At 70.8% G+C, this 19,350-nt stretch carries 18 protein-coding genes; 12 read left to right on the top strand and 6 right to left on the bottom strand.

The window, feature by feature from the left end; genetic code table 11:
- Position 1: 1 nt before the first annotated feature.
- The 4 genes from efeB (at position 2) to OG514_RS13435 (ending at position 4,947) form a co-directional block, all read left to right on the top strand.
- Positions 2–1,273 carry an iron uptake transporter deferrochelatase/peroxidase subunit gene (gene efeB / locus OG514_RS13450; RefSeq protein WP_266894246.1) on the top strand — a complete coding sequence of 424 codons (1,272 nt, stop codon included), beginning with the start codon at positions 2–4 and terminating at the stop codon, positions 1,271–1,273.
- A 147-nt stretch (positions 1,274–1,420) separates the two neighbouring features.
- Positions 1,421–2,356, top strand: a complete 936-nt coding sequence (pheA, locus tag OG514_RS13445) for a prephenate dehydratase (protein WP_266894244.1) — start codon at positions 1,421–1,423, stop codon at positions 2,354–2,356.
- 498 nt (positions 2,357–2,854) lie between these two features.
- Entirely contained in the window at positions 2,855–4,144 is a 1,290-nt protein-coding gene (gene serS / locus OG514_RS13440) for a serine--tRNA ligase (RefSeq protein WP_266894242.1), read from the top strand.
- A complete protein-coding gene (locus OG514_RS13435; protein WP_266894240.1) occupies positions 4,141–4,947 on the top strand; it encodes an HAD family hydrolase in 807 nt (268 codons plus the stop codon). The genes serS and OG514_RS13435 overlap by 4 nt, the downstream gene beginning before the upstream one ends.
- Positions 4,948–5,154: 207 nt before the next feature.
- Here the strand turns inward: OG514_RS13435 and OG514_RS13430 are convergent, their stop codons facing one another.
- Both OG514_RS13430 and lpdA read right to left on the bottom strand, forming a co-directional pair.
- The gene (locus OG514_RS13430) at positions 5,155–5,814 is read right to left on the bottom strand and encodes a rhomboid-like protein (RefSeq protein WP_266894238.1); all 660 of its coding nucleotides are present in this window, start codon (positions 5,812–5,814) and stop codon (positions 5,155–5,157) included.
- A gap of 35 nt (positions 5,815–5,849) precedes the next feature.
- The gene (gene lpdA / locus OG514_RS13425) at positions 5,850–7,253 is read right to left on the bottom strand and encodes a dihydrolipoyl dehydrogenase (protein ID WP_266894236.1); all 1,404 of its coding nucleotides are present in this window, start codon (positions 7,251–7,253) and stop codon (positions 5,850–5,852) included.
- Between the two features lie 123 nt (positions 7,254–7,376).
- Between lpdA and OG514_RS13420 the strand changes: the two genes are divergently transcribed.
- Together OG514_RS13420 and OG514_RS13415 are read left to right on the top strand one after the other, a co-directional pair.
- Entirely contained in the window at positions 7,377–8,054 is a 678-nt protein-coding gene (locus OG514_RS13420) for a FadR/GntR family transcriptional regulator (protein ID WP_266894235.1), read from the top strand.
- Entirely contained in the window at positions 8,054–9,379 is a 1,326-nt protein-coding gene (locus tag OG514_RS13415) for an MFS transporter (protein ID WP_266894234.1), read from the top strand. The genes OG514_RS13420 and OG514_RS13415 overlap by 1 nt, the downstream gene beginning before the upstream one ends.
- A 91-nt stretch (positions 9,380–9,470) precedes the next feature.
- On the opposite strand, the gene OG514_RS13410 is transcribed toward OG514_RS13415, so the two are convergent.
- From OG514_RS13410 to OG514_RS13395, 4 genes are read right to left on the bottom strand one after another with little or no spacing between them, the layout of a single operon-like run.
- The gene (locus OG514_RS13410; protein ID WP_266894232.1) at positions 9,471–10,190 is read right to left on the bottom strand and encodes an ABC transporter permease; all 720 of its coding nucleotides are present in this window, start codon (positions 10,188–10,190) and stop codon (positions 9,471–9,473) included.
- 14 nt (positions 10,191–10,204) lie between these two features.
- Complete coding sequence (locus tag OG514_RS13405; protein WP_266894230.1) at positions 10,205–11,116, bottom strand: ABC transporter ATP-binding protein; 912 nt, start codon at positions 11,114–11,116, stop codon at positions 10,205–10,207.
- Positions 11,113–12,024, bottom strand: a complete 912-nt coding sequence (locus tag OG514_RS13400; RefSeq protein ID WP_266894228.1) for an ABC transporter permease — start codon at positions 12,022–12,024, stop codon at positions 11,113–11,115. The genes OG514_RS13405 and OG514_RS13400 overlap by 4 nt, the downstream gene beginning before the upstream one ends.
- Positions 12,021–13,001 (bottom strand): ABC transporter ATP-binding protein, encoded by a 981-nt coding sequence (locus OG514_RS13395; RefSeq protein WP_266900844.1) that lies wholly within the window; start codon positions 12,999–13,001, stop codon positions 12,021–12,023. Before OG514_RS13395 ends, OG514_RS13400 begins: the two co-directional genes overlap by 4 nt.
- Before the next feature lie 263 nt (positions 13,002–13,264).
- Here OG514_RS13395 and OG514_RS13390 point away from each other — a divergent pair, with 263 nt between their 5' ends.
- From OG514_RS13390 to OG514_RS13365, 6 genes are all read left to right on the top strand, one after another.
- Positions 13,265–14,110, top strand: a complete 846-nt coding sequence (locus tag OG514_RS13390) for a M24 family metallopeptidase (RefSeq protein WP_266894226.1) — start codon at positions 13,265–13,267, stop codon at positions 14,108–14,110.
- Entirely contained in the window at positions 14,110–15,948 is a 1,839-nt protein-coding gene (locus OG514_RS13385; protein WP_266894224.1) for an SDR family oxidoreductase, read from the top strand. Before OG514_RS13390 ends, OG514_RS13385 begins: the two co-directional genes overlap by 1 nt.
- A gap of 202 nt (positions 15,949–16,150) precedes the next feature.
- A complete protein-coding gene (locus tag OG514_RS13380) occupies positions 16,151–17,080 on the top strand; it encodes a MerR family transcriptional regulator (RefSeq protein WP_266894222.1) in 930 nt (309 codons plus the stop codon).
- A 141-nt stretch (positions 17,081–17,221) separates the two neighbouring features.
- Positions 17,222–17,782: an RNA 2'-phosphotransferase gene (locus OG514_RS13375; protein WP_266894220.1), complete on the top strand. Its 561-nt coding sequence runs from the start codon at positions 17,222–17,224 to the stop codon at positions 17,780–17,782.
- A gap of 125 nt (positions 17,783–17,907) precedes the next feature.
- Positions 17,908–18,360 carry a hypothetical protein gene (locus OG514_RS13370; RefSeq protein WP_266894218.1) on the top strand — a complete coding sequence of 151 codons (453 nt, stop codon included), beginning with the start codon at positions 17,908–17,910 and terminating at the stop codon, positions 18,358–18,360.
- Positions 18,361–18,385: 25 nt separating this feature from the next.
- The gene (locus OG514_RS13365; protein WP_266894216.1) at positions 18,386–19,279 is read left to right on the top strand and encodes an LLM class flavin-dependent oxidoreductase; all 894 of its coding nucleotides are present in this window, start codon (positions 18,386–18,388) and stop codon (positions 19,277–19,279) included.
- Positions 19,280–19,350: the final 71 nt, after the last annotated feature.

Genomic DNA, 19,350 nt, shown 5'->3' with positions numbered 1-19,350 from the left:
CTTGACCGAGAACGACACCCTTGAGATCTCCCGGCGACGACTGCTCGGCACCGTCGGCGCGGCCGGCGCGGCCGGACTCCTCATCGGCGCCGCAGGCGGCGTCGGCGTCACCACGGCCGGGTCGGACAGCGGCACCACCGACGGGGCCGGCACCGACGGCACCCCGCTGCTGACCACGGTCGGTTCGACCGAGGTGATGTTTCACGGGAAACATCAGGCGGGCATCACCACGCCCTCGCAGTCCCATGGTCATCTGATCGCCTTCGACCTCGCCCCGGGCGCCGGTCGCAAGGAGGCGATCGCCCTGCTGCGCCGCTGGTCGGTGACGGCGGAGGCGCTGATGTCGGGCAAGGCCCCGGCCGAGGACACCGGCATCGCGCTCGACGCGGGCCCCTCGTCGCTCACGGTCACCTTCGGCTTCGGCCGTACGTTCTTCGACCGCACCGGACTCGTCGCGCGCCGCCCCTCCGGGCTCGACCCGCTGCCCGCCTTCTCCGCCGACGCCCTGGACGCCCGGCGTTCGGAGGGCGATCTGTGGGTGCAGATCGGCGCCGACGACGCGCTCGTCGCCTTCCACGCGCTGCGCGCCGTACAGAAGGACGCGGGCGACGCGGCCCGGGTGCGCTGGCAGATGAACGGCTTCAACCGCTCGGCCGGTGCCACCGCCAAGCCGATGACCGCACGCAATCTGATGGGCCAGATCGACGGCACGGGCAATCCGAAGGTCACCGACCCCGACTTCGACCGGCGGATCTTCGTCCCGTCCGGAGCCGGCGGCGCGGAGGAGTGGATGGCCGACGGCTCGTACGCGGTGGTGCGCCGGATCCGGATGCTGCTCGACAACTGGGAGAAGCTGCCGCTCGACCGGCAGGAGAAGGTGATCGGGCGCCGCAAGTCCGACGGGGCCCCGCTCACCGGTGGTACGGAGAGCACCGAGCTCGACCTGAACAAGCGCGGTCCCGACGGGGAGACGGTGATCCCGGACAACGCGCACTCCCGGATCTCCGCCCCCGAACAGAACGGCGGGGCGGCGATGCTGCGCAGGCCGTTCTCCTTCCACGACGGGATCGCTCCCGACGGGACGCCGGACGCCGGTCTGCTCTTCGTCTGCTGGCAGGCCGACCCGCTGCGGGGCTTCGTGCCCGTGCAGCGCAAGCTCGACCGGGGCGACGCGCTGTCCGCGTTCATCCGGCACGAGGCCAGCGGCCTCTTCGCGGTGCCGGGTGGTCCCGCCGAGGGCGAGTACGTGGGGCAGCGGCTCCTGGAGTCGTGATCCCCGGGGCGGGCGGCCCGCGGACATCCGTGTCTCCGCGAGCGGGCGGCCCGCCGACATTCGCGTCTCCCCGAGCGGGCGCCGCACGGACGTAGATGTCCCACCGGACGGGCGGCCCGTGGCTCCGGGGCCCATTAGGGTGACGGTATGTCCGCCACCCGGTACACGTATCTCGGCCCCGAGGGCACCTTCACGGAGGCCGCGCTGCGTACGCTGCCCGAGGCCGCGACGAGGGAACTCGTCCCCATGGTCTCGGTCCCGGCCGCGCTCGACGCCGTACGGAACGGGGAGGCCGCCGCCGCGCTCGTCCCGATCGAGAACTCGGTCGAGGGCGGGGTGACCGCGACCCTGGACGAGCTGGCCTCCGGCGAGCCGTTGATGATCTACCGCGAGGTGCTGCTGCCGATCGCCTTCGCGCTGCTCGTCCGGCCCGGGACCAAGCTGTCGGACATCAAGACGGTGACGGGCCATCCGGTGGCCCAGCCGCAGGTCAGGAACTGGCTGCGGGCGCATCTGCCCGAGGCGCTGTGGGAGTCGGCCGCGTCCAACGCGGACGGGGCCCGGCTGGTGCAGGAGGGCCGCTTCGACGCCGCCTTCGCGGGGGAGTTCGCGGCGGCGACGTACGGTCTCGAAGCGCTGGTCACCGAGATCCACGACGCGGAGAACGCCGAGACCCGGTTCGTCCTGGTGGGCAGGCCGGCCCGGCCGGCGGCTCCGACCGGCGCCGACAAGACCTCGGTGGTGCTGTGGCTGGGTGACGATCATCCGGGTGCCCTTCTCGAACTGCTCCAGGAGTTCGCGGTGCGCGGGGTGAACCTGATGCTGATCCAGTCCCGGCCCACGGGGGCGGGGATCGGGAACTACTGCTTCGCCGTGGACGCCGAGGGCCATATCTCGGACCGGCGGGTGGGCGAGGCGCTGATGGGCCTCAAGCGGATCTGCCCCAAGGTGCGCTTCCTCGGCTCGTACCCGAGGGCGGGCGTCGCGGTCGAGGACGTGGCGGCGCTGCGGCGCGGCACCTCGGACGGGGAGTTCATGTCGGCCTCCGACTGGCTGGCGAGGGCCCAGGACGGTCGGGCCTGACCCGATGGTGACCGAACGCTCCCGGCGACGGGAGCGTTCGTCCACAGGTGCGAACCACTAGTCCTACCTGCACATTTTTCAGTTACCCACAGCGGTTATCCACAGGCTCCACGTTCGACCTGGGGACAAGTCGACAGCTCGCCCCGACAAGGTCGACAAATCGCCCTAGCCACTCCTCGGCACCACCCAGCTGTCCACAGCGCGCGGAAGAAGCCCTCGTCAGCACGGCTCGCCCGACCAACTCTTTGGAGCGAGTAATTCCCACCCAAATGAGTGCCTCAATGACGTTTGATCACGGAATTCCCAGGCGCGGGACGGGAAATCCACGGGACCTTCCCCGTAGTCCACAGATCTTCCGCACAGCCTGTGGATAACTGAATGCGAAGGCCCGGCTCCCGGCATTTCCACGGGTATCAATTCGGGCGAAACAGCCCGCGTGACAACACGCGTGACGTTATCCGGTGGGGGCGGGCGAACGCGCGACGGTAGCCTGGTGGGGTGATTGACCTTCGCCTGCTCCGTGAGGACCCCGACCGTGTTCGCGCCTCCCAGCGCGCCCGTGGAGAGGACGTCGCGCTCGTCGACGCCCTGCTCTCCGCCGATGAAAGGCGCAGGTCGTCCGGCGTCCGCTTCGACGAGCTCCGATCCGAGCAGAAGGCGCTCGGCAAGCTGATCCCCAGGGCCACCCCGGAGGAGCGCGCCGAGCTCCTCCAGAAGGCCGAGCAGCTCAAGACCGACGTCAAGGCCGCCGAGGCCGAGCAGAACGAGGCCGACGAGACGGCCAAGCAGCTGCTGCTCCAGCTCGGGAACATCGTCCACACGGACGTCCCGGTCGGCGGCGAGGAGGACTTCGTCGTCCTGGAGACGCACGGCACCATCCGCGACTTCGCGGCCGAGGGCTTCGAGCCCAAGGACCACCTGGAGCTGGGCGAGGCGCTCGGCGCCATCGACGTCGAGCGGGGCGCCAAGGTCTCCGGCTCGCGCTTCTACTACCTGACCGGCGTGGGCGCCCTCCTGGAGCTCGCCCTGGTCAACGCGGCGATCGCCCAGGCCACCGAGGCCGGCTTCATTCCCATGCTGACCCCGGCGCTGGTCCGTCCGCGCGCCATGGAGGGCACCGGCTTCCTCGGCCAGGCCGCGGAGAACGTGTACCACCTGGAGAAGGACGACTACTACCTCGTCGGCACGTCCGAGGTGCCCCTCGCGGCGTACCACATGGACGAGATCATCGACGCGGACAAGCTGCCGCTGCGGTACGCGGGCTTCTCGCCCTGCTTCCGCCGCGAGGCCGGCACGTACGGCAAGGACACCCGCGGCATCTTCCGCGTCCACCAGTTCGACAAGGTCGAGATGTTCTCGTACGTCGCTCCGGAGGACGCCGAGGCCGAGCACAAGCGGCTCCTCGACTGGGAGAAGCAGTGGCTGACCGCTCTGGAGCTGCCGTTCCAGGTGATCGACGTCGCCACCGGTGACCTCGGCTCCTCCGCCTCCCGCAAGTTCGACTGCGAGGCGTGGATCCCGACCCAGGGCAAGTACCGCGAGCTGACCTCGGCCTCCAACTGCGACAGCTTCCAGGCCCGCCGGCTCTCCGTCCGCATGCGCGACGAGCAGGGCGGCAAGAAGACCGTCCAGCCGCTGGCCACCCTGAACGGCACGCTGTGCGCCGTACCGCGCACCATCGTGGCGATCCTGGAGAACCACCAGCTGCCCGACGGTTCCGTGCGGGTGCCCGAGATCCTGCGGCCCTACCTCGGCGGCCGTGAGGTCCTGGAGCCGATCACCAAGTGAGCCCCTTCCCCTACCGCCTGGTCGCGACGGATCTCGACGGCACGCTGCTGCGTGCCGACGAGTCCGTCTCGGCCCGCACGCGGGACGCGCTCGCCGCCGTCACGGAGGCGGGCGCCGCGCACATCGTCGTCACCGGCCGGGCGGTGCCCTGGACCCGGCACATCCTGGACGACCTCGGCTACGAGGGGATCGCGGTGTGCGGGCAGGGTGCGCAGGTCTACCACGCGGGTGAGCACCGGCTGCTCACCTCGCTGACCCTGGACCGGCAGCTCGCCGGGCTCGCGCTCTCCAAGATCGAGGCGGAGGTGGGCCCGCTCGCGCTGGCCGCCAGCCGCGACGGCCTGGAGGGCGAGGTCCTGATGGGCCCCGGCTACCAGGTCCACGAGGGGCCGCTGCCGTACGTCCCGTACGAGGACCCGGCGGAGCTCTGGGCGGCGCCGCTGACCAAGCTCTACCTCCAACACCCGACGCTGACGGACGACGAGCTGACCCGGGCCGCCCGTGAGACGGTCGGCGGTCTCGTGGACGTCGTCATGGCCGGGCCCGGGATCGTGGAGATCCTTCCGCTCGGCCTGAGCAAGGCGACCGGTCTCTCGCTCGCGGCACGCCGACTGGGCGTGAAGGCGGCGGAGACGATCGCCTTCGGCGACATGCCGAACGACATCCCGATGTTCGGCTGGGCGGCCCACGGCGTGGCCATGGGCAACGCCCACGAGGAACTGCGCGCGGTGGCGGACGAGACCACGGCCTCCAACGAGGAGGACGGCATCGCGGTCGTCCTGGAACGCCTGCTGTCGGCCTGACGTTTCGGGACCCGCTTCAAGAATTCGCGACCCGCTTCAAGAAGGGGTCGAGAACGGCTTCGAGAACCCTCGACAACCGTGACGAAGGCCCGCTCCCCCTGAGGGGAGCGGGCCTTCGTCGTTTCGGGAGGGAGCGGCCCGCACGGACAGGTCCGCGCGCTCGAAGCGGCCGCCCCCTTCGGGGGATCCCCCGTTCCCCCCGCACAACTAGTGTGCTCCGGAGCCCTGTTCGGGGGCGACTGGTTTTCCGCGGGTGAGCGGGTAGCAGGCCAGGCCGATCGCCAGCGAGATCGCGTGCCCGAGGTCGGTGTACGTGCGGTCGGCGAGCAGCGGGACGACGAAGAAGGCCGCCACTCCGGCGAGGTAGAGCCAGCGCCAGGGACCGGGCAGCCGGTAGGTGAGGATGCCCGCCGAGGCGGCGAGGCCGTAGCTGACGCCGATGTCGACGACGTGCGCCATGCTGCGCGGCACGTCGTGGAGGCGGATGGCCACCAGGACGACCTGCTGGCTGATCAGGGTCGCCGCGATGTGGGCCGTGGCGACGACGAAGAGCCATTTCGGTGTGCCGAGCCAGCGTTCCACGGGCGCGTGGATCAGCTCGAAGAGCGCCGCGTACAGCAGGAGGTCGGCCGGATCCTCGATCCAGAACGCGCTGCCGAGCAGGGCCCGCAGCGGGTGGTGGGCCAGCTGATGGAGATTGCTGCTGTTGCGGTGCAGGAGGTAGGTCTCAAGGCCCTCGGGGGACAGCGCGATGACGAGGCTGGTGATCGCGATGATCGCCAGCCACAGATGCGTACCGGGTGACGAACGCACCCACGACCTGATCGGTCGGGACGGTTCGCCACCCGGGGAGCTCTCGGGAGGCACATATCCGTGCCTATCACCCCGAGCTGGGAGAAACCTCAGAAATTGATCATGTGTCCGGCAATGCCGTGGATGGCTTCCTTCACGGCCTCGCCCAGCGTCGGGTGCGCGTGGACGTTCCGCGCGACCTCGTGGACGGTGAGGTCCCACTGCTGCGCCAGGGTCAGCTCGGGGAGCAGCTCGGTGACGTCGGGGCCGATCAGGTGGGCGCCGATGATCTCGCCGTGGGTGCCGTCGGCGATGATCTTGACGAAGCCGGTGGTGTCGCCGAGGCCGTGCGCCTTGCCGTTCGCCACGAAGGGGAACTTGGCGACCTTGACGTCGTAGCCCTTCTCGCGGGCCTGCGCCTCGGTCCAGCCGAAGCTGGCGATCTGCGGCTGGCAGTAGGTCGCGCGCGGGATCATCGGGTAGTCGAGCTCCATGGTCTCGGCGTCACCGATGGTCTCGGCGGCGATGACACCCATGGCCTCGGCGGTGTGCGCGAGCATCAGCTTCGCGGTGACGTCACCGATGGCGTAGATGTGCGGCACGGAGGTGCGGCAGCGGCCGTCGACGTCGATCGCGCCGCGCTCGGTCAGGGCGACGCCGGTGGCCTCCAGGCCGTAGCCGGTGACGTTCGGGGCGAAGCCGATGGCCTGGAGGACCTTGTCGGCCTCCAGGACCTTCTGGACGCCGTCCTTGCCGGTGACGGTGACGCGGACCTGCGGGCCGGACTCGTCGATGGCCTCGACGCGGGTCGAGGTCAGGACGTCGATGCCGAGCTTGCGGTACTGCCTCGCCAGCTCCTTGGAGACCTCTTCGTCCTCCAGCGGCGCGATCCGGTCGAGGAACTCGACGATCGTGACCTTGGTGCCGTAGTTGCTGAGGACGTACGCGAACTCGATGCCGATCGCGCCGGCGCCGGCGATGATGATCGACTTCGGCGCGTCCGCGGCGAGGATCTGCTCCTCGTACGAGACGACGCGCTCGCTGCGGGCGGTGCCCGGGAGCAGGCGCGGGGTGGCGCCGGTGGCGATGATGCAGTTGTCGAAGGTGATCGTCTCCGAGGTGCCGTCGGACTTGGCGACCTGGAGGGTGTTCGCGTCGAGGAAGGTGCCCCGGCCGTCGAACTCGGTGATCCCGTTCTTCTTCATGAGGAAGTGGACGCCCTTGACGCGGCCGTCCGCGACCGAACGGCTGCGGCTGAAGGCCTCGCCGTAGTCGAAGGAGACGGTGCCGTCCACCTTGATGCCGAAGGTCTTGGCCTCGTGATTGAAGATGTGGGCCAGTTCGGCGTTGCGCAGCAGTGCCTTGGTGGGGATGCAGCCGACGTTCAGGCAGACACCGCCCCAGTACTTCTCCTCGACGACCGCGACCCGCTTGCCCAGCTGGGCGGCGCGGATGGCGGCGACGTAGCCGCCGGGGCCAGCTCCGAGTACGACGACGTCGAAGCGGTCTGACATGACTGACTCCCGAGGGTGGTGAGGGTGTTCGGTCCGCGTACGGGCCCACAGTAGTCCGGTGTCCCCCACACGGTCAGTTGTAGGATGACTGGGCAACCGGGCAAATGGAGAGGTCGGAACGGCATGGCACTCAGGGCGGCGGGGCGGACCTCGCTGGTGGACTCCGTCGTGGACCAGCTGCGGACGCAGCTCGCGGACGGCGAGTGGGCGGTCGGCGACCGCATCCCGACCGAGCACGAGCTCGCGCAACAGCTCGGCGTGGGCCGCAACACCGTCCGGGAGGCGGTCCGCGTCCTGGTCCACGCGGGGCTCCTCGAATCCCGTCAGGGCAACGGCACCTTCGTCAGGTCGACCGCCGATCCGGCGGCCGTGCTGCGCGGGATGCGGCACGCGGGCGCGGGCGACGTCCTCGAACTCCGGGTGGCCCTGGAGGCCGAGGCCGCCCGGCTCGCGGCGACCCGGCGGGACACCCACGACCTGCTGCGGCTCCGGGCGGCCCTGACCACCCTGCGCGAGGAGGGCGACCGGGACGCGGACGCCGACCTCGCCTTCCACCTGGCGGTCGTCGGCGCCACCCACAACGCGGCCTTCGTCGAGGTCTACCGGTTCTTCTCCGCCCAGGTCCACGAGGTGCTCGTGGAGGCCCTCGGCGACCGGGAGATGCCGCCGGTCGACATAGACGCCCACGAGGCCCTGGTGGCGGCGATCGAGGCGGCCGACCCGGAGGCCGCGGAGCGGCAGGCCCGCGAGCTGCTGCGGGTCCCGATGGAGACCGTCGCGACGCTGACGGAGAACTCCTGATGGGCGCGGAGACACGTACGGGTACGGGTGCGGACCCCGGTACGGGTTTCACCGCGCCCGTACCCGTACCGGGGTCCGCGCCCGTGCTCGTCGACGCCGAGGCCGGGGTCCGGGGGTCGGCGGCGGGGGCGGCGGCCCGGCAGGCACTGCTCGCGCATCCGTCGCTGCTCCTGATCGGCATCGTGCTGGCCTCGCTGAACATGCGGGCCGCGCTCGCGAGCGTGGCGCCCCTGGTCGGCGAGATATCCGAAGCCTTCGGGCTCTCCGCGACGGCGAGTTCGCTCGTCACCTCGGTGCCCGTGCTGTTCCTCGGCGTGGGCGCACTGGTCGCGCCCTGGCTGGGACGCCGCTTCGGTGCCGAACGCGTCCTGTTCGCGGCCCTGCTGCTGCTCGCCGTCGGCATCCTCGCGCGCGTACTGCCCTCCGTGTACGCGCTGTACGGCGGCGGCCTCCTCGTCGGCACCGCGATCGCCCTGCTCAATGTGCTGATGCCGGGCCTGATCAAGCGTGACTTCCCGGACCGGGCCGCGGCGATGACCTCGGTCTACACGGGCGCGATGATCGCCGGTGCGACGGTCGCGGCGGCGGCCGCCGTGCCGCTGGAGAAGGCGCTCGGCGGTGGCTGGGAGGGCTCGCTCGGCTCCTGGTCGCTGCTCGCCGTCGTCGCCGCGGTCGCCTGGCTGCCCCAGGTGCTGATCGCCCGGGGCCGGACGGGCCATGAGGTACGGGCCGTCCCGGCCGCCGGCGGCCGCCCGGTGAGCGTCTGGCGCTCGGCGCTGGCCTGGCAGGTCACGCTCTTCATGGGCCTGCAGTCGCTGTGGTCGTACGTGCTGATCGCCTGGATGCCGACGATCTTCACCGACCACGGGATGAGCCGCTCCACGGCCGGTGTCGTCTTCGCCTTCAACAACCTGATCCAGGTCGCCGGCGCCTTCGTGGTGCCGCTGCTCGCCGGCCGGATGCGGAGCCAGCGTCCGCTGATCGTGCTGGTCACCACGCTGGTCGCGGCCGGTTACGCCGGTCTGATGGTGGCGCCGGTGGAGGGTGCCTGGCTCTGGTCGGCAGTGCTCGGAGTCGGCCAGGGCGGTGCTGTCGGTCTCGCCCTGACCCTGATCGTGCTCCGCTCCGGGGACGCGGTGACCGCGGCCCGGCTGTCCGGGATGGCCCAGACGGTCGGCTATCTGCTCGCCGCCGCGGGTCCGCTCGCGGCCGGCGCGCTGCACCAGGCCACCGGCTCCTGGACCCTGCCGATCTGCGGGGTCCTCGGCGTCTGCGCGGCGGCCCTCGCCGTGGGACTGCTCGCCGCCCGGGACCGGGCGGTGTGAAGGGTGGGGGCTGCGGTGCGGCTCCGGGGTGGGGCTCCCGGGGCCGGGACGGTGATCCTCGGAGCCGTACCGCGTCTCCTGCTTCTCCGGTCTACTCCTCGCCCGCCAGGGTCAGCTTGCCGAGCTTGTGGCCGGCGAACCAGGTCGCCGCGACCGTGACCGCGGCGAGGAGCACCACCGCCGTCGTGAGGCCGACCTCGGAGGTGACCAGGCCGTCGCCGGTGACCTTCTGCGCGAGGGCGAGCGCCCACTGCTGCACGCTCAGGGTCCGCGCGCCGGCGATCAGGGAGCCGAACAGGGCCTCCCACACCAGGGCGTAGACCAGGCCGATGACCACCGCGTGCCGGCTGATCGTGCCGAGCAGCAGGAACAGCGCGCTGTACGCGATGGAGGCCACGAGCGCCGCCACCGTGTACGCCACGGCGACCTGCTGGCCGTTGCCGTTGAGGATGAAGCCGGCGATGAACGTCGGCACCGCCGAGAAGACCATCGTCACCGCGATCGCCACGATCAGCTTCGTGAAGATGATCGAGGGTCGCTTCACCGGCTTGGACAGCAGATAGACGATCGAGCCGTCGTCGATCTCGGGTCCGATCGCGCCCGTACCGGCGATCACACCGATCAGCGGCACCATCGTGGCCAGCGCGAAGCCGCCGAGGACATCGGCCGCGACCTGGTCGTCCGCACCGTTGAAGGCGCGCACCGCCGCCGCGATGAGCAGCAACATGCCGGGCAGCAGGAAGAGGATCAAGGCCCGGCGGCGGCCGAGGAGGGCCCGGTAGGTGAGCCGGGCGACTGTGGGGTTGTACATCGGTCAGGCTCCTTTCAGGCCGCGACGAGGTACGAGAAGACCGATTCGAGGGACTCGTCCGAGGGCGAGACCGTCAGCAGACGGATCCCCCGCTCGCGCGCGACCTTCGGCAGCAGTTCCGTGAACCGTCCGAAGTCCACCGCCTGGATGCGCAGTCCGCCCTCCGCGTGGTCGACCTCGATCCCGGCCGTGGACGGGTCGGCGATCAGCGCCGCGGCGAGTGCCCGGTCGTCGCTGGAGCGGACCAGGTAGCGGTGCGGCCGGTCCGTCATCAGCCGGCGGATCTTGCGGAAGTCACCGGAGGCCGCGTGGCGCCCGGCCACGATCACCTCGATGTGGGAGGCGAGCTGCTCGACCTCCTCCAGGATGTGCGAGGAGAACAGCACCGTCCGGCCGTCCGCACCCATCTGCCGCAGCAGCTCCATCAGCTGCATGCGCTGGCGCGGGTCCATGCCGTTGAACGGCTCGTCGAGCAGGAGCACGGACGGGCCGTGAACGAGGGCCGAGGCCATCTTCACGCGCTGCCGCATGCCCTTGCTGTACGTGGAGATCTTGCGGTCCTGCGCGTACTCCATCTCGACCGTGGCCAGGGCCTGCTGGGCCTCCTTTGCGCCGAGGCCCTGCAGCTCCGCGTTGGCCACGACGAATTCGCGGCCGGTGAGGAAGTCGTACATCGCCTCCCGCTCGGGCACGACGCCGATCTCGCGGTAGACCGACTCGCTGCCCCAGATCTTCTGCCCGTCGAGGGTGACGCTGCCGGTGGAGGGGTCGAGGAAGCCGCCCATCATGTTGATCAGGGTGGACTTTCCCGCGCCGTTGGGCCCGAGAAGGCCGGTGACACCCGGGCCCACCGTCATCGTGACGTCGTTCACGGCCACGACGTTTCCGAACCAGCGGGAGACGTGGTCGATGTGGAGGGTGGTCACAGCCCGACCTTTCGGTAGCGGCGCATCAGGATGCCGTACGAGCCGGCGATGAGCGCGAGGACGACCAGCAGATAGACCGCGCCGGTGCCGGCGCCCGGCCCCTCGCCTCCGGGGAAGGAGGAGGGCGCGCCGAGGAAGGCGGTCTGCACGCCGTCGATGAGCGTGATCGGCGAGAAGAGGCCGAGCCAGGAGATGGCGCCCAGGTTGTCCGTGCCGTACGCGATGCCCTGGAGCGTCGAGACCGCGCCGTACGAGATGGTCAGCGCGCCGATCACGGCGGCGACACCGAAGCCGCGGCGCGGGGTGAGCGCCGCCATGACCAGCCCGATGCCGCCGAACAGCAGCGAGAGCAGCGCCACGGAGAGCAGTCCCTGGCCGAACATCTGCGTCTGGGTACCGAAGTCCATCTTGGCGAGCAGCGAGCCGATCCAGAGGATCAGCAGCGGGACGGAGGTCAGCAGGAAGAGCGCCGAGGCCATCGCGCCGAACTTCGCGAGCACGTAGTCCGCGCGCTCGATCGGCCGGGAGAAGTACAGCGGCACGGTCCTGAAGCGGAGGTCGCGGGAGACCGACTGCGGTGCCTGCGAGGCCAGGTAGATGCCGATGACGACCTGGAGGAAGATCGCGTACTGCGTGTACTCGATCGACAGCTTGGTCTGCTTGGTGACGACCGCGACCGCGACGATGATCAGCGCGGGAACGCACATCACACCGAAGAGGAGCATCGGCAGCACCTTGGACTTGGCGCTGCGGCCCAGGCCGTACGCGCCGCGCAGCGACTGCGAGAACAGCGACCTGCGCGCGTACGCCCGGCCGAGACGCTGGCCGTCGTAGGACCGGTAGCCGATGTTGTGGATGCGGGTCGTGTCGGGAGCGGCCTGGGAGGGCTGGGGGATCTGGGTGCTCATCGGGCCGGCACCTCCTCGTGCTGCGGGTCCTCGTGCTGCGGGGACGCCTCGGGGCGGAAGACCTCGGCGATGTGGTGACGGCGCTGCTCCATGCGGACGAGACCGAGGCCGAGACCGGCGACGGTGTCCCGCACGAGGTCGTACGTCTCCTCGCCCGGGGCTTCCAGGAGAAGGATGTGGCCGGCGCCGGGCAGGCCGTCCTCCACGCCCGCGTGGAGGGTGACACCCGCACCGGAGAGGGCCGCGCGGAGTGCCGCCGTGCCGTCGGGGTGGGTGTCGGAGTCGGTGACCTCGACCGCGAGCGTCGTGGTGCTCCGGGTGAAGTCGCTGGTGGAGCTGGAGCGGAGGAGCCGGCCGCCGTCGATGACGACGACGTGGTCGCAGGTGCGCTCCAGCTCGCCGAGGAGGTGCGACGTGACGAGGACGGAGATGCCGAAGTCGGTCCAGACCCGGCGGATCAGTCCCAGCATCTCGTCCCGGCCGACCGGGTCCAGACCGTTCGTCGGCTCGTCCAGGAGGACCAGCTTCGGGTCGTGGACCAGGGCCTGCGCGAGTTTCACGCGCTGCTTCATGCCCGTCGAGTAGCCGCCCATGGGGCGGTACCGCTCCTCGTACAGACCGACGTGCCGAAGGGTGTCGGCGGTCCGCTCACGGGCGGCGGTGGCGGGCAGCCCGGACATCCGCGCCATGTGGACCACGAACTCGGTGGCCGAGACGTCCGGCGGGAGGCAGTCGTGCTCGGGCATGTATCCCACGCGCTCACGGATCTGGGCGCCGGAGGTCCGGACGTCCATGCCCAGGACCTGGGCGGTGCCCTCCGTGGCGGGGGAGAGTCCGAGCAGGATTTTGATCATGGTGGACTTGCCGGCTCCGTTGGCACCCACGAGTCCGGTCACACCGGGTCCGATGTCCAGGGAGAGCCGGTCAAGAGCGGTCACCCGGGGGAACCGCTTGCTGAGGCTTTCGGTCGCGATCACAGTCACGCCTTCGACGGTAGTGGTGTGCGCCACAGCAGTCGTCAGCCCAACGGCTCGATCCTTGTCCGACCAGAGGAGTACAAGCCAGTAGGGGCGGTCGCGACGAAAGTCTTTTTCCACAGGCTCGGGATCGGCGTCGGCGTCCGCTTTTCCACAGGCCGCTGTCCGACCCCTTGACGCAGCCGCCGGGCATTGTCACATTCATCGGTGTCAAGTTACGGACGCGTAGCGCAGTCGGGCGCTCACACGGGACGGCGGGTGGCATGGCCTCAGCAGTGACAGGGGAACTCTCCGCGGAGCTGCGGGGGTTCAGGGAAGTACAGCGGCTCTCCTACGAATGCGCGGAGGCCGTCGCGGCGCAGCTCAAGCCGGGGGTGACCGAGCGCGAGGCGGCGCGGATGCAGCGCGATTGGCTGTACGAGCGGGGGGTGCGGGACTGGTTCCACCGGCCGTTCGCATGGTTCGGGGACCGCACCGCCTTCGTCGACTTCAAGATCCCGCTGCAGTTCTTCCCGACGAACCGGCGTCTTGAGGCGGGGATGCCGTTCATCCTCGACATGGCCCCGGTCTACAAGGGGCACACGGCCGACATCGGCTACAGCGGCTGCCTGGGCCTCAACCCCCTGCACGACAAGCTGCTCGCCGACCTCAAGGACCACCGCGAGCTGATCCTGCGCGAGGTCCGCGAGCGCCGCACGCTCCGCGAGATCTACCAGGACGTGGACCGGCTGATGGTCCGCCAGGGGTACGCGAACCGGCACCGGGCCTACCCCTTCGGCGTCATCGCCCACAAGATCGACCGGGTGAAGGAGCGCCGCTGGTCGCCGACGGTCTTCGGCTTCGGCACCCAGGCGCTCAAGGGCCTCGCGAGCGACGCCCTGCACGGCCACCGGGACGGCTGGTCACCGCTCTGGTCGCCGTACAAGTTCTCCGACCACCCGCCGAAGCCCGGCCTGTGGGCGGTCGAGCCGCACCTCGGTTTCCGGGGGACGGGCGCGAAGTTCGAGGAGATCCTGGTCGTCACCGACTCCCGGGACCCGGAGCAGAGCGCATTCTGGCTGGACGACGATCTGCCGCACGTGCGGCGCTGGAACGAGGGGGCGGTCTGATGGCGGGGCTCAAGAAGCCGGCGGCGGCAGTGGCCGGCGGACCGACGACCGGGCTCGCGGGCGCACGGGAGCGCTGGGTCCGTACGGGCGGGATCGAGCTGTGTGTCGCCGAGCTCGGCGAGACCGACCGGCCCACCGTCCTGCTCGTGCACGGCTACCCGGACTCCAAGGAGGTGTGGTCCGAGGTCGCCACCCGGCTCGCCGAGGACTTCCACGTCGTCCTCTACGACCTCCGGGGCCACGGCCGCTCGACGGCACCGGCTCCGCTGCGCGGCGGCTTCACCCTGGAGAAGCTGACGGACGACTTCCTCGCGGTCGCCGAAGCCGTCAGCCCGGACCGGCCGGTCCACCTCGTCGGCCACGACTGGGGCTCGGTGCAGTCCTGGGAGTTCGTCACCGTCGCGCGCACCGAGGGCCGGATCGCCTCCTTCACCTCGATGTCGGGGCCTTCCCTCGACCACTTCGGGCACTGGATCAAACGGCGGATGGCCCGGCCCACCCCGCGCCGGGTCGGCCAGCTCCTCGGCCAGGGCGCCAAGTCCTGGTACGTGTACATGCTGCACACGCCCGTGCTGCCGGAGCTCGCCTGGCGCGGCCCCCTCGGCAAGCGCTGGCCGAAGATCCTCGAACGTGTCGAGAAGGTCCCGGCCGGCGACTACCCGACGCCTTCGCTGCCGAGCGACGCGGCACACGGCGCCTGGCTCTACCGGGACAACGTCCGGGCCCGCCTCGGCAGGCCGCGCCCCGACGCGTACGCGCACGCGCCCGTGCAGCTGATCACGCCGACCGGTGACGCCTTCCTCTCCGAGCGGCTCTACGACGACCTGGGCGACTGGGTGCCGGACCTGACCCGGCGCACGCTGCCTGCGAAGCACTGGGTGCCGCGCACCCGGCCGGACCAGCTGTCCGCCTGGATCGGCGAGTTCGTCCGGACCAACGAGGAACCGGCGGCCAAGGCGCCCAAGCCGGTCGCGGAGACGGTGGCGAAGAGCGGGGTGAAGCCGGAGTACGCGGAGCGGTTCGGCGGCCAGCTCGTCCTGGTGACCGGGGCGGCCAGCGGCATCGGACGGGCCACCGCCTTCGCCTTCGCCGAGGCCGGTGCCCGGGTCGTGGCCGTGGACCGGGACGCCGAGGGCGCGGTCCGCACGGCCGAGATGGCCCGGCTGATCGGCGCCCCCGAGGCCTGGGGCGAGACCGTCGACGTCGCCGACGAACAGGCGATGGAGAAGCTGGCCGCCAAGGTGGCGAGCGAATACGGAACGGTCGACGTCCTCGTCAACAACGCCGGCATCGGACTCACCGGCTCCTTCTTCGACACGACGAGCGAGGAGTGGAAGCGGGTCCTCGACGTCAATCTGTGGGGCGTGATCCACGGGTGCCGGGTCTTCGGCGCCCAGATGACCGCGCGCGGCCAGGGCGGCCACATCGTGAACACCGCGTCCGCCGCGGCGTTCCAGCCCTCCCGTGCCCTGCCCGCGTACAGCACGTCGAAGGCGGCGGTGCTGATGCTCAGCGAGTGCCTGCGCGCCGAGCTGGCCGACCAGGGCATCGGGGTGTCCGCGATCTGCCCCGGCATCGTCAACACCAACATCACGGCGACCGCGCGGTTCGCCGGGGTCACGGACGAGGCGGAGGAGAAGCGGCGCCAGAAGAAGGCCTCCCGGCTGTACGGCCTGCGGAACTTCCCGCCGGAGAAGGTCGCGGACGCGATCCTGGGGGCGGTCCTGCACGACCGCGCGGTCGTCCCGGTGACGCCCGAGGCCAAGGGCGCGCACTTCCTGTCCCGGCTGAGCCCGGGAACGCTGCGGGCCTTCGCACGGTGGCAGCCGCCGGCGTAGGAAGGGAGCGCGGCGGGCCGGGGCGCGGTCCCGGCCGTAGGAGCGGGGGCCGGGCCGGGGCCGCCGGTCGTACGCGCGGGAGCCGGGCCGGGCCGGGCCTGCTGTCCTACGCGCGGGGGCCGGGTCGGGGCTGCGGTCGTACGATCCCCTGCAGGAGGGGCCCCGCGGCGCGGGGTGGAGCGAGCGGTCGGTGGGAGCGGGTTTGTCCGAGCAGTCAGCACAGCCGGAGTACCGGATCGAGGATCTCGCCCATCACAGCGGGGCCACGGTCCGGACGATCCGCGCCTACCAGGACCGCGGTCTGCTGCCCCGCCCGGAGCGGCGGGGCAGGTCGAACGTGTACGGGGACGCGCATCTCGCGCGGCTCCGGCAGATCGCCGACCTCCTCGACCGGGGTTACACCCTGGCCTCGATCAAGGAGCTCCTGGAGGCCTGGGACACCGGCCGGGGACTCGGCGGGGTGCTCGGGCTGGTCGCGGAGGTCCACGGGCCGTGGACGGACGAGCAGGCGGACCGGATCTCCCGCGCGGAGCTGGACGCCCGCTTCGGCGGCACGCCGGACGAGGACGCCATTCTGGAGGCCGTCGAGCTCGGCGTACTGGAGCCGCTTCCGGACCGGGAGACGGAGGAGTATCTCGTACCGAGTCCCCAGGAACTCGCCGTGGCAGCGGAGTTGTACGCGGCGGGAGTCCCGCTCGCGGCAATCACCGGGCATCTGCGGGAACTTCGGGATCAGGTGGAGCACATCGCCGCCCGTTTCCTGGAGTTCACGACCGAGCACGTCTTCGCGCGCTATCTGGAGCACCGGCCGCCGACGGACGCGGACGCGACCGAGGCGGCGACGATGGTGCGGCGACTCCGGCCACTCGCCCAGCAGACGGTGGACGCCGAACTGGCCCGCGCCATGCGCCTGCTGGCGACCCGTCACCTCCAGCTCCATCTGGCACCCGACGCGCATCCGGCGACGGGCGACGAGCCGCGCCCGGTGGCGCTACCAGCCGGGACGGTGCGGGCCGTTCAGGGCCTGGTGGGGCCGGAGGGGGTCGCGGCCTTCGTCGCCGCGGCAGCCGAACGGGAAGTTCACAAAAGGACATTGGACACCCTTGCCTCAAGTCGCCCAATTGATGGGTAATTTATCCAATACCCCTTAAAACGGAGGGCTGTTGTCCACAGAATCGTCAACTTGCCTGTGGATAACTAGCTTTGGCTGTGGATCAAACCTGACAGCCGAAAATCTCTGGCCCGGCGATCCTGGCTCCGTCATCCTGACGGAATGACCCGCCCACAACCACCGGACGAACGCCGTACGGTGAAGATCTCGAAGTACCTCTCCAAGCACCTGCGCCACCAGCCCGAGCGCATCGGACTCGTCCTCGACGCGCACGGCTGGACCGAGATCGATTCGCTGCTCAAGGCCCTCGCACGGAACGGCTTCCCGGTCACCCGCGAGGAACTCGACCACGTCGTCGCGACCAACGACAAGAAGCGCTTCGCGATCGAGGGCACCCGCATCCGCGCCAGCCAGGGCCACACCGTCGAGGTGGACCTGGACCTGCCGCCCGCCGAACCGCCCGCATACCTCTACCACGGTACGGTCGCCGCCGTGCTTCCCGCGATCCGGGCGGAGGGACTGCGGCCCATGGCCCGCCACCATGTGCACCTCTCCCCCGACCGGGAGACCGCCACCCGCGTCGGCGCGCGTCGCGGACGGCCGGTCGTGCTCAGCGTCGATGCCGGCGCCATGCACCGGGCCGGACACGTCTTCCGTGTCAGCGCCAACGGGGTCTGGCTGGCGGACGCCGTCCCGCCCCGGTTCCTCCGCTTTCCCGGCTGAGAACGATCAGCGGCGGAGACCGGTCTGCGGCGGAGGACGATCTGCCGCTGAGAACCATCTGCGGCTGAGAACCATCTGCGGCTGAGACCGCCCTGCCCCGGTCCGGCTGAGGCATGATCGTTCCCATGGCTCTTCCGCACCTGCCCAGCACCGAAGCGGCCGTCGTCGCGATCCGCGAGCTCGCCCAGGAGTTCAACCTGGAGATGACGGTGACCGACGACATCGGCGCGGACCAGACGTCCCGGCGTACGTCCGCCGGCGCGTTCGCCATCGTCGACGACGACGGCTCGCTGCCGCACGAGGCCTACGTCGAACTGGGCGGCTCGCCCTCCGTGACCGTCCAGATCTTCCCCGAGGACGACGCCCGGATCATCGTCGACGGCATCGAGTTCGCGGACGTCCCCCGCGATTCCGTCCCCGCCTTCGTCCGCGCGGTCCACGGTGGCACCGCCCACGTGAAGGGACGTTTCTTCCCGCCCGGCTGGTGGCTGGTCGTCCCGCTGCCCGGCGACGAGACGTACAAGGAGCTCGTCCCCGGCGCCTCGCTCACCCCCTGGATGAACCGCAACGTCCGCTGAACCTCCCGCGCGTATCGTGGCAGTCATGCGCTTGAGTACGGTGATCCTCCCCATCCACCGATGGAGCGAGGGGCAGAAGACCTGGCAGCGGGCCGAAGAACTCGGCTTCCACGCCGCTTACACCTACGACCACCTGTCCTGGCGGACCTTCCGGGACGGCCCGTGGTTCGGGGCGCTGCCCACGCTCACCGCGGCGGCGACGGCCACCGAGCGGATCCGCCTCGGCACGCTCGTGACCTCGCCGAACTTCCGCCACCCGGTGACGCTCGCCAAGGAGCTGATGGCGCTCGACGACATCTCCGACGGGCGGATCACGCTCGGCATCGGCGCGGGCGGCAACGGCTTCGACGCCACCGCGCTGGGGCAGGAGCCGTGGACGCCGAAGGAGCGCGCGGACCGTTTCGGCGAGTTCGTGCCGCTGCTCGACCGGCTGCTCACCGAGGACGCGGTGACGGAGCGGGGCACGTTCTACTCGGCCGACGAGGCCCGGAACATCCCCGGCTGCGTGCAGCGCCCCCGGCTGCCGTTCGCGGTCGCGGCCACCGGGCCGCGCGGGCTGAAACTGGCCGCGCGGTACGGGCAGGCGTGGGTGACGACGGGTGACCCGAAGATCTTCGAGGACGGCACCCCGGAGCAGTCCGTGGCGGCGCTGCGCGGGCAGATCGAGAAGCTCGGCAAGGCCTGCGCCGAGACCGGGCGCGACGTGGCCGAGCTCGACAAGGTCCTGCTGACGGGCTTCACCCCGGATCGCGGGCGGCCGCTGGAGTCCGTGGACGCGTTCGTCGACTTCGCGGGGCGCCACCGCGAGCTGGGCTTCACCGAGATCGTCATCCACTGGCCGATCCCGGACTCGGACTTCGCCGCCGACCAGACGGTCTTCGAGCAGATCGCCACGGAGGCACTCGCTCAGCTGGGCTGACGTCGGCGTCGGCGTCGGCGTACGAGCGCCGAGGCATTCGCCCGGTGGATCAGGCGTCGGCGTCGGCTACG

Source organism: Streptomyces sp. NBC_00572 (assembly GCF_026341815.1).
In the GTDB taxonomy this organism is placed as follows: Bacteria; Actinomycetota; Actinomycetes; order Streptomycetales; family Streptomycetaceae; genus Streptomyces.
Note: the sequence above shows the minus strand (reverse complement) of the source record. Positions and strands in the feature narration are given on the sequence as shown.

Excerpts from the sequence above, each read along its gene's own strand:
- OG514_RS13385 (WP_266894224.1), top strand. The coding sequence starts at position 14,110 with ATGGCGGGGCTCAAGAAGCCGGCGGCGGCAGTGGCCGGCGGACCGACG.
- OG514_RS13410 (WP_266894232.1), bottom strand. The coding sequence starts at position 10,190 with ATGTACAACCCCACAGTCGCCCGGCTCACCTACCGGGCCCTCCTCGGC.
- OG514_RS13400 (WP_266894228.1), bottom strand. The coding sequence starts at position 12,024 with ATGAGCACCCAGATCCCCCAGCCCTCCCAGGCCGCTCCCGACACGACC.
- lpdA (WP_266894236.1), bottom strand. The coding sequence starts at position 7,253 with ATGTCAGACCGCTTCGACGTCGTCGTACTCGGAGCTGGCCCCGGCGGC.
- OG514_RS13420 (WP_266894235.1), top strand. The coding sequence starts at position 7,377 with ATGGCACTCAGGGCGGCGGGGCGGACCTCGCTGGTGGACTCCGTCGTG.
- OG514_RS13370 (WP_266894218.1), top strand. The coding sequence starts at position 17,908 with ATGGCTCTTCCGCACCTGCCCAGCACCGAAGCGGCCGTCGTCGCGATC.
- pheA (WP_266894244.1), top strand. The coding sequence starts at position 1,421 with ATGTCCGCCACCCGGTACACGTATCTCGGCCCCGAGGGCACCTTCACG.
- OG514_RS13375 (WP_266894220.1), top strand. The coding sequence starts at position 17,222 with ATGACCCGCCCACAACCACCGGACGAACGCCGTACGGTGAAGATCTCG.
- OG514_RS13390 (WP_266894226.1), top strand. The coding sequence starts at position 13,265 with ATGGCCTCAGCAGTGACAGGGGAACTCTCCGCGGAGCTGCGGGGGTTC.
- OG514_RS13365 (WP_266894216.1), top strand. The coding sequence starts at position 18,386 with ATGCGCTTGAGTACGGTGATCCTCCCCATCCACCGATGGAGCGAGGGG.
- OG514_RS13415 (WP_266894234.1), top strand. The coding sequence starts at position 8,054 with ATGGGCGCGGAGACACGTACGGGTACGGGTGCGGACCCCGGTACGGGT.